The sequence below is a fragment of the Pseudomonas sp. NPDC086581 genome (assembly GCF_044746165.1).
GTDB lineage: Bacteria > Pseudomonadota > Gammaproteobacteria > Pseudomonadales > Pseudomonadaceae > Pseudomonas.
Map to the genome: position 1 here is coordinate 786,032 of NZ_JBIVBR010000001.1, position 13,491 is coordinate 799,522.

General features: G+C 66.2%; 11 protein-coding genes. 9 read left to right on the top strand and 2 right to left on the bottom strand.

The features are described from left to right. Positions 1 to 4: 4 nt before the first annotated feature. Positions 5 to 994 carry an NAD(P)-dependent oxidoreductase gene (locus ACIPK7_RS03825; protein ID WP_081516370.1) on the bottom strand — a complete coding sequence of 330 codons (990 nt, stop codon included), beginning with the start codon at positions 992 to 994 and terminating at the stop codon, positions 5 to 7. A 194-nt stretch (positions 995 to 1,188) separates the two neighbouring features. Here ACIPK7_RS03825 and ACIPK7_RS03830 point away from each other — a divergent pair, with 194 nt between their 5' ends. Continuing rightward, positions 1,189 to 2,250, top strand: coding sequence for a trans-acting enoyl reductase family protein (locus tag ACIPK7_RS03830; RefSeq protein WP_192430866.1), 1,062 nt, complete (start codon positions 1,189 to 1,191; stop codon positions 2,248 to 2,250). Here the strand turns inward: ACIPK7_RS03830 and ACIPK7_RS03835 are convergent. Continuing rightward, positions 2,237 to 3,142, bottom strand: a complete 906-nt coding sequence (locus ACIPK7_RS03835; RefSeq protein ID WP_192430930.1) for a LysR family transcriptional regulator ArgP — start codon at positions 3,140 to 3,142, stop codon at positions 2,237 to 2,239. The genes ACIPK7_RS03830 and ACIPK7_RS03835 overlap by 14 nt on opposite strands. 93 nt (positions 3,143 to 3,235) lie before the next feature. Here ACIPK7_RS03835 and ACIPK7_RS03840 point away from each other — a divergent pair, with 93 nt between their 5' ends. From ACIPK7_RS03840 to ACIPK7_RS03875, 8 genes are all read left to right on the top strand, one after another. Beyond that, positions 3,236 to 3,643 carry an ACT domain-containing protein gene (locus tag ACIPK7_RS03840; RefSeq protein ID WP_192430867.1) on the top strand — a complete coding sequence of 136 codons (408 nt, stop codon included), beginning with the start codon at positions 3,236 to 3,238 and terminating at the stop codon, positions 3,641 to 3,643. A gap of 3 nt (positions 3,644 to 3,646) precedes the next feature. Then, positions 3,647 to 4,249, top strand: a complete 603-nt coding sequence (locus ACIPK7_RS03845) for a LysE/ArgO family amino acid transporter (RefSeq protein ID WP_401085413.1) — start codon at positions 3,647 to 3,649, stop codon at positions 4,247 to 4,249. A gap of 326 nt (positions 4,250 to 4,575) precedes the next feature. After that, positions 4,576 to 5,157 carry a superoxide dismutase gene (locus ACIPK7_RS03850; RefSeq protein WP_045211147.1) on the top strand — a complete coding sequence of 194 codons (582 nt, stop codon included), beginning with the start codon at positions 4,576 to 4,578 and terminating at the stop codon, positions 5,155 to 5,157. Positions 5,158 to 5,350: 193 nt separating this feature from the next. Continuing rightward, positions 5,351 to 7,432, top strand: a complete 2,082-nt coding sequence (locus ACIPK7_RS03855; RefSeq protein ID WP_401085416.1) for a putative bifunctional diguanylate cyclase/phosphodiesterase — start codon at positions 5,351 to 5,353, stop codon at positions 7,430 to 7,432. Positions 7,433 to 7,708: 276 nt separating this feature from the next. Further along, the gene (locus tag ACIPK7_RS03860) at positions 7,709 to 9,043 is read left to right on the top strand and encodes an imelysin family protein (protein WP_401085419.1); all 1,335 of its coding nucleotides are present in this window, start codon (positions 7,709 to 7,711) and stop codon (positions 9,041 to 9,043) included. 199 nt (positions 9,044 to 9,242) lie between these two features. Next, the gene (locus ACIPK7_RS03865) at positions 9,243 to 10,667 is read left to right on the top strand and encodes a di-heme oxidoredictase family protein (protein WP_401085422.1); all 1,425 of its coding nucleotides are present in this window, start codon (positions 9,243 to 9,245) and stop codon (positions 10,665 to 10,667) included. 15 nt (positions 10,668 to 10,682) lie between these two features. Beyond that, entirely contained in the window at positions 10,683 to 11,744 is a 1,062-nt protein-coding gene (locus tag ACIPK7_RS03870) for an imelysin family protein (protein ID WP_401085425.1), read from the top strand. Positions 11,745 to 11,768: 24 nt separating this feature from the next. Continuing rightward, positions 11,769 to 12,863: a DUF1513 domain-containing protein gene (locus ACIPK7_RS03875; RefSeq protein ID WP_401085428.1), complete on the top strand. Its 1,095-nt coding sequence runs from the start codon at positions 11,769 to 11,771 to the stop codon at positions 12,861 to 12,863. The last annotated feature ends 628 nt before the right edge of the window (positions 12,864 to 13,491 follow it).

The window sequence follows — 13,491 nt, forward strand, 5'->3', positions numbered from 1 at the left end:
ACCGTCAGACGCCGCGCAACCGCCACCAGTCGCAGAACTCGTCCAGCGCATCCCACAAGCTCGCCTGCGGGTCGTAGTCGAGGTACTGGCGGGCGCGGGAGATGTCCAGGGAGAAATCCTTGGCCATCACCGCCATCCCCAGGCGATGCAGGGTCGGTTCCGGGCGGCCGGGCAGGACCTTGCACACGCCCTCGTTGAGCAGCGCCAGGTTGTAGGCCAGCCCGTAGGGCATGTGGCGCTCCACCGGCTGCATGTCCAGCCGGCGCAGGACGTAGTTCACCACGTCCCACAGCGGCAGCGGCTGGCCGTTGCTGATGTTGTAGGCCTGGCCGAGCGCCTCGTCGCCCGCCATCAGGCTGGCGAACAGCGCGTCGTTGAGGTTCTGGATACTGGTGAAATCGACCTTGTTCAGGCCCTGGCCGATGATGCGCAGGCGGCCCTTGCGGTGCGCGGCGATCATCCGCGGGAAGATGCTGGTGTCGCCGGCGCCGGTGACGAAGCGCGGGCGCAGCGCCAGCACTTCCAGGCCGAATTCCTGGGCGCCGAGGGCGACCAGCTCGGACTGGTACTTGGTCGAGCCGTAGTGGTTGGCGAAGCGCTTGGGCACCTGCTGCTCGGTGATGCCGACATGGGACTGGCCATCGAAGTAGATCGACGGCGAGGACAGGTGCACCAGCCGGCGCACCTTCTGCTTGAGACAGGCCTCGACCACCGACTCGGTCATGGTCACGTTGGCCTGGTGGAAGTACGCCTGGCTGCCCCACACACCCACCGCACCGGCGCAATGCACCACGGCATCGACGCCGCTGCACAGCGCGCGGACCAGTGCCGGGTCCGACAGGTCGCCCGCCATGAACTCGGCCCCGCGTGCCACCAGCGGCTGCAGCGCCTCTTCGCGGCGTCCGTTCACCCGAACCGCCAGCCCCTGTTCCAGGGCAAAACGGGCAAAACGCCCGCCAATGAACCCGCTGGCTCCGGTGACCAGAATCTTCATGCACGCCACTCCCGTTCTTATAGTCCGGCGACTCTAGCAGGCGCCGTACCGTACTACTCTGGCCTTGCACGCCAGAAACGAATCCTTGCAGACCGCGCCGCTGCACCAGGGTTGCACGACTTGCGATCGGCGACATGCAGCGGGCGGTTGCGGCTACCCTTGAAACACCCTTCGCTTTCTACCGAGGCCGCATGATGAGCAAGCCCCACTGGATGATCTACGGCGCCAACGGCTACACCGGCCGGCTGGTGGCCGAGCAGGCGCAGCGCGAGGGCCTGAAGCCTGTCCTCGCCGGCCGCAACCCGGCCAGCCTGCATGCGCTGGGCAGTTCACTGGGCCTGGAATGCCGGGTGTTCGACCTGAACGACAGCGCCGCCGCCCTGGCCGCGCTGGAAGATGTCGGCGTGGTCGCCAACTGCGCCGGGCCCTTCTCCGCCACCGCCGCGCCGATGATCGAGGCGTGCATCGCGAGCGGCGCGCATTACGTGGATATCACCGGGGAGATTTCCGTCTTCGAATACGCCCACAGCCTCGACGAAGTCGCGCGCACGGCGGGCGTAGTGATCTGCCCCGGCGTCGGCTTCGATGTGATCCCCACCGACTGCGTTGCCGCCTGCCTGAAGGAAGCCATGCCCGATGCCGCGCACCTGGCACTGGGCTTCGACAGCGGCAGCGGTCTCTCGCCAGGCACCGCCAAGACCACCGTGGAAGGACTCAAGCTGGGCGGTAAGGTGCGCGAGGCCGGGCGTCTGCGTGATGTGCCGCTGGGCTACAAGCGCCGCGACATCGACTTCGGCCGTGGCCTCAAGCACGCGGTGACCATTCCTTGGGGCGACGTCGCGACGGCCTATTACTCCACCGGTATCGGCGACATCGAGGTCTACCTGCCCGTACCGCCGGCCGCCGCCATCGGCATGCGGGTGATGGACAGTTTGCGCCCGCTGCTGGGCCGCGACCGCGTGCAGGACTGGCTCAAGCAACAGGTAGACAAGCGCGTTCGCGGCCCTGACGAACTGGCCCGCAGCAAGCTGCGCACCTGGGTCTGGGGCGAAGTGCGCAACGCCCGTGGCGAGCGCCGCACTGCACGGCTGGAAACCGCCAACGGCTACGACGTGACTATCCACGGCGTGATCTTCGCGGTGCGCCACCTGCTGGCCAACCCCAATACGGTCGGCTACTTCACCCCGTCGAAACTCTTCGGCGCGCGCTGCATCGAGCAATTGCCGGGCAGCGGGAGCATCGTCATTCGCGGCTGATCGGCACCATGAGCCCCGGCGCCTTTGCCAGCAGGTGGCGGGTCAGCGCAGTGAGCAACTCACCGCCGTTGCGCCAGTGGTGCCAGTAAAGGGGAACGTCGATCACCTGCCCCGGCAGCATGTCCACCAGCTCACCGCGTTCCAGCTCGCCGCGCACTTGCTGTTCGGGAACAAGGCCCCAGCCGAGGCCGCCGCTGGTCATGCGCACAAAGCCTTCGGAGGACGGGCACAGGTGATAGCTGAAGTGGCCATCGACGCCGAGGTCCCTCAGGTAGCGGTGCTGCAGTTGATCGTCCGGACCATAGACGATGGCCGGAGCACGCACGAGCCCGGCGGGGCTCACGCCCTTGGGAAAGTGCCGGGCGATGAATTCCGGGCTGGCCAGCCCGCGATAGCGCATGGCGCCCAGCGGCTCGGAGCGCCCGCCGGCCACCGGGCGCGGACTGGCGCAGACACAGCCGGCCACCTCACCCGCGCGCATGCGCTTGAGGCCGACTTCCTGGTCCTCCACGACCAAGTCCAACAGCACATGGCGCTCGCCGCAGAAATCGCCGACCGCGTCCGCCCACCAGGTGGCCAGGCTGTCGGCGTTCAACGCCAGGCGCAGGCGCTCGGGCGCCGCGCCGTCATCCAGCGCAGGCACCCATTGCTGCAGATCGCCCTCCAGCAGGCGCACCTGCTGCACATGGTTGAGCAGGCGCTGGCCGAGATCGGTCGGCTGCGGCCTTGCCGCGCGCACCAGCACCGGCTGGCCGACCCGCGCTTCGAGCAGCTTTATGCGCTGGGAAATGGCCGACTGCGACAGCCCCAGCACCTGGGCGCCGCGTTCGAAACCGCCCTGTTCCACCACGGCGGCCAGGGCGGCAAGCAGCTTGTAGTCGAACATGATCAGTTTCCCTAATGAGATATCAGCAGTATTGCTTTTTCTTATACAGGCCAAAGCCGGACAATCGCCAGCATTCCCACTCTTTATGGACTGCCCACCATGGCTGGCGAAACCTCCCTGGCCGCGCTGCTGCGCGACATGACCCCGGTGCTCAACGACGGCGAGTACGTCTTCTGCACCCTGCCGGACGGCCAGCTCCCGACCGGCCTGCAGCCGCTGGGCAGCTTCCGCGAGAGCGAGGGTCTGACGCTGATCCTGTCGCGCGCCGAAGCCGAACAAGCCGGGCTGGCCTTCGACTACGTCGCCGCTTGGCTGACCCTGGAAGTGCACTCGGCGTTGCAGGCGGTCGGTCTCACCGCTGCCGTGGCCGGCGCCCTGGCCAAGGCCGGAATCAGTTGCAACGTGATCGCCGCCTGGTACCACGACCACCTGTTCGTCGCCTACGCCGACGGCCCGCGAGCGCTGGACGTGCTGCGCGCCCTCGCCCGCAACCCGGAAGGAGCCTGAATCATGTGGCAGAGCTACCTCAATGGAGTGCTGGTCGCCGCCGGCCTGATCATCGCCATCGGTGCACAGAACGCCTTCGTCCTCGCCCAGAGCCTGCGTCGCGAACATCACCTGTCGGTGGCCGCGCTGTGTGTGCTGTGCGATGCGATCCTGGTCAGCGCCGGGGTGTTCGGCCTGGCGAAGATTCTCGCCGAGAACCCGACACTGCTGGCCATCGCCCGCTGGGGTGGCGTCACCTTCCTGGTCTGGTACGGCCTCAAGGCGCTGCGTCGTGCAGTCGCACCCGAAGCCATGGCCGATGCGCAGGAAACCGGCCCGCGCTCGCGCCGCACCGTGCTCATGGCAGCACTCGCGGTGACCCTGCTCAACCCCCACGTGTACCTCGACACCGTGCTGCTGATCGGCTCACTCGGCGCCCAGCAGGCAGCGCCCGGCGCCTACGCCATGGGTGCGGCCAGCGCTTCGCTGCTGTGGTTCTTCACCCTGGCCTTCGGCGCCGCGTGGCTTGCGCCATGGCTGGCGCGGCCGGCGACCTGGCGCCTGGTGGACCTGATGGTCGCGGTGATGATGCTGGGCATGGCCGCGCAACTGGTGTTCGCCAGCTGATCTCCGGCCCGCCGACGGAAGCTTTTCGAACGACGTTCCGTCATCCCGGTCTGTGCATAGTGAGCGTCGCGCTCCGACGCAAGCCGCTGTGCAGGGCCTTTGCCCCTACAGTTGCTGCGTGGATATGCCGCAGGTCGGGTGCTATGATCCGACCTTCGCGGCGCCGGCGGGCTCTGAGCCTTCCGGACGCAACTGGCGCGCTGCCTGCCTCTTGATGGGGCGCATTGCAGCTACGCCCGGATGCCGCGACAAACATCGAACCGGCCCCGTGTACCGGTCGCGCGCACGTCGCGCTAGCCCAGACTGAGTGAGATAGGAGAGAGACCATGGCTTTCGAATTGCCGCCGCTGCCTTACGCGAAGAACGCCCTTGAGCCGCACATTTCCGCGGAAACCCTGGAATTCCACCACGACAAGCACCACAACACCTACGTCGTGAACCTGAACAATCTGGTTCCGGGTACCGAGTTCGAAGGCAAGAGCCTGGAAGACATCGTCAAGACCTCTTCCGGCGGCATCTTCAACAACGCCGCCCAGGTGTGGAACCACACCTTCTACTGGAACTGCCTGAGCCCCAACGGTGGTGGCCAGCCCACCGGCGCCCTGGCTGACGCCATCAACGCTGCCTTCGGTTCCTTCGACAAGTTCAAGGAAGAGTTCAGCAAGACCTCCATCGGCACCTTCGGCTCCGGCTGGGGCTGGCTGGTGAAGAAGGCTGACGGCTCCCTGGCCCTGGCCAGCACCATCGGCGCTGGCTGCCCGCTGACCAGCGGCGACACCCCGCTGCTGACCTGCGACGTCTGGGAACACGCCTACTACATCGACTACCGCAACCTGCGTCCGAAGTACGTCGAGGCGTTCTGGAACCTGGTCAACTGGGACTTCGTGGCTGAGCAGTTCGCTGCCTGAATGCACCCTGCTTGATAGGAAAAACCCGGCCTTGCGCCGGGTTTTTTCGTAATGGACGCGTATCACCTTCGTGTCAGCTAACCTGAAAGGCCGGTACAGTCACGAAACACAACGATGGCCCTTTGACGTCATTGCGCCAATTGCCAATACTCAGCCCCAGTCGTTCGCCCCTGGCGAGAAACAAGGAAAGCCCTTGAAACTGGATCCCCGGCACAGCCTCTCCCTCAAGCTGCTGCGAATGGTATTGCTCGCGGCCCTCGTGGTCGGAGTGGTACTCAGCTGTGCCCAGATCGTCTATGACGCCCACAAGGCCCGCCAGGCCGTGCACAACGATGCCCAGCGCATCCTGGCGATGGTCCGCGACCCGTCCACCCAGGCCGTCTACAGCCTCGACCGCGACATGGCGATGCAGGTCCTCGAAGGCCTGTTCCAGCACGAAGCCGTACGCTACGCCGCCATCGGCCATCCCGACGAACCCATGCTGGCGGAGAAATCCCGCCCGCTGCTGGACTCCAACACCCGCTGGCTGACCGACCCGATCCTCGGCGCCGAGCAGAACTACTCCATTCGCCTCGCCGGCCGTGGCGGCTCCAACGAGTACTACGGCGACCTGAAGATCACCCTCGACACCGCCCCCTATGGCGACGACTTCGTCGCCACCTCGGTGATCATCTTCATCTCCGGCATCCTCCGCGCCATGGCCCTGAGTCTGGTGCTGTTCATGGTCTACCACTGGCTGCTGACCAAGCCGCTGTCGAAGATCATCGAGCACCTTGCCTCGATCAACCCGGACCGCCCGAGCCAGCACAAGCTGCCGATGCCCGACGGCCACGAGAAGGACGAGCTGGGTTTATGGGTGAATACCGCCAACCAGCTGCTGGCCTCTATCGAGCGCAACGGCCATTTGCGCCGGGAGGCCGAAGACAGCCTGCTGCGCATCTCCCAGTACGACTTCCTCACCGGCCTACCCAACCGCAAGCTGCTGCAACAGCGCCTGGACCAGATCCTCGAAGGCGCCTCGCGCCTGCAACGCCGCGTCGCCGTGCTCTGCCTGGGCCTGGATGACTTCAAGGGCATCAACGAGCAATACAGCTACCAGTTCGGCGACCAGTTGCTGATCGCCCTCGCCGACCGCCTGCGCACCCGCAGCGCGCACCTCGGCGCCCTGGCGCGACTGGGCGGCGACCAGTTCGCCCTGGTCCAGGCCGACATCGAACAGCCCTACGAAGCGGCAGAGCTGGCCCAGCAGATCCTCGACGATCTCGAAGCTCCCTTCGAGCTCGACCAGCACCTGGTGCACCTGCGCGCCACCATCGGCATCACCCTGTTCCCCGAGGACGGCGAGACCACCGAGAAGCTGCTGCAGAAAGCCGAGCAGACCATGACCCTGGCCAAGAGCCGCTCGCGCAACCGCTACCAGTTCTACATCGCCAGCGTCGACAGCGAGATGCGCCGCCGCCGCGAGCTGGAGAAGGACCTGCGCGAAGCCCTGGCGCGCAACGAACTGCACCTGGTGTATCAGCCGCAGGTGGATTACCGCGATCACCGCGTGGTCGGCGTCGAGGCGCTGCTGCGCTGGCAGCACCCGACCCAGGGCTGGGTCGCGCCGGACCTGTTCATTCCGCTGGCAGAACAGAACGGCAGCATCTTCAGCATCGGCGAATGGGTACTCGACCAGTCCTGCCGCCAACTGCGCGAATGGCACGACCAGGGCTTCGACGACCTGCGCCTGGCGGTCAACCTGTCCACCGTGCAGCTGCGCCACAACGCCCTGCCACGGGTGGTCAGCAACCTGTTGCAGATGCACCGCCTGCCGCCGCGCTCGCTGGAGCTGGAAGTCACCGAGACGGGCCTGATGGAGGACATCTCCACCGCCGCCCAGCACCTGCTCAGCCTGCGCCGCGCAGGCGCCTTGATCGCCATCGACGACTTCGGCACCGGCTACTCCTCGCTGAGCTACCTGAAGAGCCTGCCGCTGGACAAGATCAAGATCGACAAGAGCTTCGTTCAGGACCTGCTGCTGGACGACGACGACGCCACCATCGTTCGCGCCATCATCCAGCTGGGCAAGAGCCTGGGGATGCAGGTGATCGCAGAGGGCGTGGAGACGGTGGAGCAGGAGGCCTACATCATCGCCCAGGGCTGCCACGAAGGTCAGGGCTACCTCTACAGCAAGCCGCTGCCGGCGCGCGAGCTGACCCTGTATATCAAGCAGGCGCGGCGCCTGGCCGAAGCGGCCGGCGGCAATCCGGGCGGGTCCGTCGAGCGGCATTGATCCCTTCGGGTGGAAAACGCCCTCCTCACGCCAAATCCTCCCTGTAGGAGCGAGCTTGCTCGCGAACAGCCCGAGCGCCGGTGCCAAGAGGTTCGCGAGCAAGCTCGCCCCTACAAAGAACGACTCTCCCTGCGCGCTGATAGCGACTTGCTGGCCCCGCGACCGAACCGCGCTATCGAACGCCCTTTTCAAAAATGCAAATCTTTCGCATTATGTTGCAGATTTTCTTGCGCAGTCCTTTTTCGTGCGCCTCTTTTCCATGCAAAGGAACCCGTCATGACTCGTATGCCCTGGGCCACTGCCAGCCTGCTCGCCATCGCCATCTCCCTCGCCGGCTGCGGCGATGACAAGAAAGCCGAAGCCCCTGCCGCCGCGCAGGCGCCCAGCACCCAGAGCGCTGCACCGGCGGCCGCCAAGGTCGACGAGGCCGCGGTCAAGGCCGTGGTGAAGAACTACCTGGACATCGCCGAAGCCACCTACGGCGACGCCCTGACCACCGCCAAGGCCCTGCAGACCGCCGTCGACGCACTGATCGCCAAGCCCAGCGAAGAAACCCTGAAGGCCGCCCGCGAAGCCTGGATCGCTTCCCGCCCGTCCTACTCGCAGAGCGAAGCCTTCCGCTTCGGCAACTCGATCATCGACGACTGGGAAGGCGCGGTTAACGCCTGGCCGCTGGACGAAGGTCTGATCGACTACGTCGCCAAGGACTATCAGCACGCTGAAGGCAACGCTGGCGCCAGTGCCAACATCGTCGCCAACACCGAGATCCAGGTTGGCGAAGACAAGATCGACGTCAAGGAAATCACCGGCGAGAAGCTCAAGGGCCTGAACGAGCTGGGCGGTTCCGAAGCCAACGTCGCCACTGGCTACCACGCCATCGAATTCCTCCTGTGGGGCCAGGACCTGAACGGCACCAAGCCGGGCGCCGGCGATCGCAAGTACACCGACTACGCCCAGGGCAAGGACTGCACCAACGGTCATTGCGACCGTCGTGCCGCCTACCTGAAGGCCGTCACCGACCTGCTGGTTTCCGACCTGGAAGAAATGCACGGCAACTTCAAGGCCGGCGTTGCCGACAACTACCGCGCCAAGGTCGAGGCCGACACCGCCGAGAACAACCTGCGCAAGATGTTCTTCGGCATGGGCTCGCTGTCCCTCGGCGAGCTGGCTGGCGAGCGCATGAAGGTCGCGCTGGAAGCCAACTCCACCGAAGACGAGCACGACTGCTTCAGCGACAACACCCACAACACCCTGTTCTTCAATGCCAAGAGCATTCGCAATATCTACACCGGCGAATACAAGCGCACCGACGGCAGCGTCGTGAAGGGCCCGAGCCTGTCCGACCTGGTCGCCAAGGTCGACGCCGCCGCCGATACCGATCTGAAGAATGACCTGGCCAACACCGAAGCCAAGATGCAAATCATCGTCGACCGTGCCGAGAAGGACGGTGTGCACTTCGACCAGATGATCGCCCCGGAAGACAAGGACGATCAGCAGAAGATCCGTGACGCCATCGCCTCGCTGGTCAAGCAGACCGGCGCCATCGAGAAGGCCGCCACCGCGGTCGGCGTGCAGGACCTGAAGCCGGACAACGCCGATCACCAATTCTGATCAGCCTGACCTGAAGGGTTGCAGGCGCTGCGGCTCCACGCCGCAGCGACCTTGAAACCAAGGCAAAGCCCCGCCTCGCGGGGCTTTGTCATTTCTGGACGGCAAACGATGTCGTTCGCAAATACAAATTTTTCATATTTGCATTTGACACCCCTGCTACCATGGCGCGCTGCCATATACCGCCCTGGAACCCCCGCCAATGCTCCACCGCCGTACCGCCCTGTGCCTCGTGCCGCTGCTGTCTGCCCTCGCCCTTGCCGCATGCAAGCCGGAGACCTCCCAGCACGCCGTGGCCGAGCCTGGCGAAGCACTTTCTGGCGGCGCCACTACGGTGAAGCAGAGCGACCGTAACGCCTTCTCCATGCCCTCGGGCAACCTCACGCCGAGCCGCCGCCTTGACTTCGCCGTGGGCAACAGCTTCTTCCGCAACCCCTGGGTGATTGCGCCGAGCACCACCACAGCCCGCGATGGCCTCGGCCCGCTGTTCAACACCAACGCCTGCCAGAACTGCCACATCAAGGACGGCCGTGGCCATCCGCCGGAGTTGAACGACATCAACGCCGTATCGATGCTGGTACGCCTGTCGATCCCCGCCGGCGCCGCCGACGTCGAAACCATCAAGCGCCTGGGCGTGGTGCCCGAGCCGGTGTACGGCGGCCAGTTCCAGGACTCGGCCATCCCCGGCGTGGCACCCGAGGGCAAGGTGCGGGTGGACTACGAGCCGGTGAAGGTCAGCTTCAAGGACGGCACCGTGGTCGAGCTGCGCAAGCCCATGTTGCGCATCAGCGACCTGGGCTACGGGCCGATGCACCCGGACACGCTGTTCTCCGCCCGCATCGCCCCGCCGATGATCGGCCTGGGCCTGCTGGAGTCCATCAGCGAGGCGGACATCCTCGCCAACGCGGACCTCCAGGCCAAGGGCAGCGACGGCATCCACGGCCGGCCGAACCGGGTCTGGGACGACGAGAAACAGGCCACAGTCCTCGGCCGCTTCGGCTGGAAGGCCGGGCAACCCAACGTCGCCCAGCAGAACGCCCACGCCTTCTCCGGCGACATGGGCCTGACCAGCGACCTGCTGCCCAGCGATGACTGCACCCAGGCCCAGGTCGATTGCCTGAAAGCCATCGACGGAGGCAAACCGGAAGTCAGCCAGCACATCTTCAACCAGGTCGCCTTCTACGCCCGCAACCTCGCTGTGCCGGCACGGCGCAAAGTCGACGACCCGCAGGTGCTCACCGGCAAGGGCCTGTTCTTCGATTCCGGCTGCGCCAGCTGCCACACGCCCAAGTTCACCACCGGCATCAATGCCGCCGAGCCCGAGCTCGCCAACCAGGTCATCCGCCCCTACAGCGACCTGCTGCTGCATGACATGGGCGAGGGACTAGCGGACAATCGCCCGGAATTTCTTGCCAGCGGCCGCGACTGGCGCACCGCGCCGCTGTGGGGCATCGGCCTGACCGAAACGGTCAACGGCCACACCCAGTTCCTGCATGACGGCCGCGCCCGCAACCTGCTCGAAGCCGTGCTCTGGCATGGCGGCGAAGCCGAAGCGGCCAAGCAACGCGTACTGAATTTCGACGCCGGGCAGCGCGATGCCCTGTTGGCGTTTTTGAACTCACTCTAAGGAGCCGAGCCCACCATGTTCCGCCCCCGACTTCTGATCACCAGCCTCGCCATCGCCCTGGGCGCCTGCTCGCCCACCGACCCGCAGGCCACCACCAGCGCCACCCTGGCCCAGCAGGTGATCCTGCCGACCTACAGCCGCTGGGTCGACGCCGACCGCGCGCTGGCCGCCAGCGCCCTGGCCTACTGCCAGGGCAAGGAAGACCTGACCAAGGCACGCGCCGACTTCATGGCCGCGCAGAAGGCCTGGGCCGAGCTGCAGCCGCTGCTGGTCGGCCCGCTGGCCGAGGGCAACCGCTCCTGGCAGGTACAGTTCTGGCCGGACAAGAAGAACCTCGTGGCGCGCCAGGTCGAGCAACTGCTGAGCAGCGGCAACGCGATATCCCCGGAGACCCTGGATAAATCCAGCGTCGTGGTGCAGGGCCTGACCGCCTACGAATACATCCTCTTCGATGCGAAGATCGACCTGGCCAACGCCGAGACCAAGGCTCGCTACTGCCCGCTGCTGGAAGCTATCGGTGCGCACCAGCAAACCCTGGCCGAAAGCATCCTGGCGCAGTGGAAGCAGGACGGCGGCATGCTCGCCCAGCTCTCCAAGTTCCCCAACGAGCGCTACGCCGATGCCCACGAGGCCATCGCCGAACTGCTACGCGTGCAGGTCACCGCGCTGGACATGCTGAAGAAGAAACTCGGCACCCCGCTGGGCCGCCAAAGCAAGGGCATCCCGCAGCCGTTCCAGGCCGAAGGCTGGCGCAGCGACGCCTCCCTGGCTAGCCTGGACGCCAGCCTGACCGGCGCCCAGGCGCTGTGGGACGGCACCGACAAGAAGGGCCTGCGCGCCCTGCTGCCGGCCGAACAGAAAGAGCTGGCCGGGAAGATCGACGCCGCCTACGCCGACGTCCACGGCAAGCTGAAGGCGATCAACCAGCCGCTCAGCGAACTGCTCAAGGACGAAGCCGGCCTCAAGCAGCTGAACGAGCTGTACGACAGCCTCAACGTCGTCCACCGCCTGCACGAGAGCGACCTGGCGAAGGCGCTGGGCGTGCAGCTGGGCTTCAACGCCAACGACGGCGACTGATCGAGAGCGGACGAGGTGAAAACCATGTTGCGACGTCACGTGATCGGCCTGGGCAGCCTGCTGCTCGGCGCCCTGACCTTCGGCGGCTGGACGCTGTCACGCAAGGGCAAGGAGCCCCTGGTGCTGTCCGCCCGTGACGACGCGGATGGCAAGCACTATGCCGTGGGCTATCGCCTGGACGGCAGCTGCGCCTTCGCCACCGAGGTCGGCCTGCGCTGCCACGACGTGGTGCAGCATCCCAGCCTGCCGCTGGCGCTGTTCGTCGCCCGTCGTCCGGGCCGGCAGAGCTACCTGATCGACCTGAACGACGGCCGCCTGCTGCAGACCGTCGATTCGCAGGCGGACCGCCACTTCTACGGCCACGGCGTTTGGCACAAGGACGGCGAGTGGCTGTACGCCACCGAGAACGACACCTCCGATCCGGGCCGCGGCCTGCTCGGCGTATACCGCTTCGACGGTGAGCGCCTGAGCCACGCCGGCGAGGTCTCCACCCACGGCCTCGGCCCGCACCAGGTGTCCTGGATGCCCGATGGCGAGACGTTGGTGGTGGCCAACGGCGGCATCCGCACCGAAGCCGAAAGCCGTGTGGAGATGAACCTCGACGCCATGGAGCCAAGCCTGGTGCTGATGCGCCGCGACGGCGTGCTGATCTCCAAGGAAACCCTGCCGCAGCCGATGAACAGCGTGCGCCACCTGGCCATCGCCGCGGACGGCACCATAGTCGCCGGGCAGCAGTACATGGGCGACGCCCATGATCGCGCCGACCTGCTCGCCATCAAGCGCCCCGGCGAGGCCTTCCAGGCCTTCCCGCTGGCCGACGAGCAGCGCCTGGCGATGACCCAGTACACCGCCAGCGTCGCCGTGCACAACGACCTGCGCCTGGTCGCCCTCACCGCCCCGCGCGGCAACCGCTTCTTCATCTGGGACCTGGACTCCGGCGCCGTGCGCCTGGACGCGCCGCTGCCCGACTGCGCCGGCGTCGGCGCGGTGAAGGACGGCTTCGTCGTCACCTCCGGCCAGGGCCGCTGCCGCTTCTACGACTGCCGCGGCGAACGCATTGCCGGCACGCCGCTGGACCTGCCCCCGGCGTTCTGGGACAACCACCTGCACCTGGCCTGACTCCGGCGAGCGTAGGAGCAACTGTCTTCTCCCGGATAATTCGGCGCCTGCATTTCCCCCTCACCCCAACCCTCTCCCTCAGGGAGAGGGGGCAAACCGTGCCGGCTGACGCTGTGGTTTCATCCTGCACCATTGGGTCCCCTCTCCCCCCGGGAGAGGGCTAGGGTGAGGGCCGGCCCGTGTACAGAAGTTTCCCGTAGGAGCGGACTCCGTCCGCGATGTGCAACCGTCAAGCTCGGAACCGCCGGATAGCGATCGCGGATGAATCCGCTCCTGCGACACCGGCAGCCCATGGCATCAGGCCAGAACGCCCGTACCAGAGCGCCCGAAAACCCCTACCACTCGTCTGCCTGTCCTCAGGAAGACACCCACCCGGCCGATGCAAAAGCTGACCGATCCCACCCTGCGTCTTAGAGGCGTAAACAAGATGTCCCCCAATACTTCCCTGCGTACCCAGATCCTTTCGCTGCTGGGCGGCAGCCTGCTGCTCGTGCTGCTGATCGCCCTCGCCTGCTTCCATTTCCTGTCCGGCAGCGTCAGCGCCTACCAGCGCCTGCTGGACGGCCCGTTGCAATCCTCGCAACTCGTGGACCAGGCCAACCTGGCTTTCAAGGCCCAGGTGCAGGAG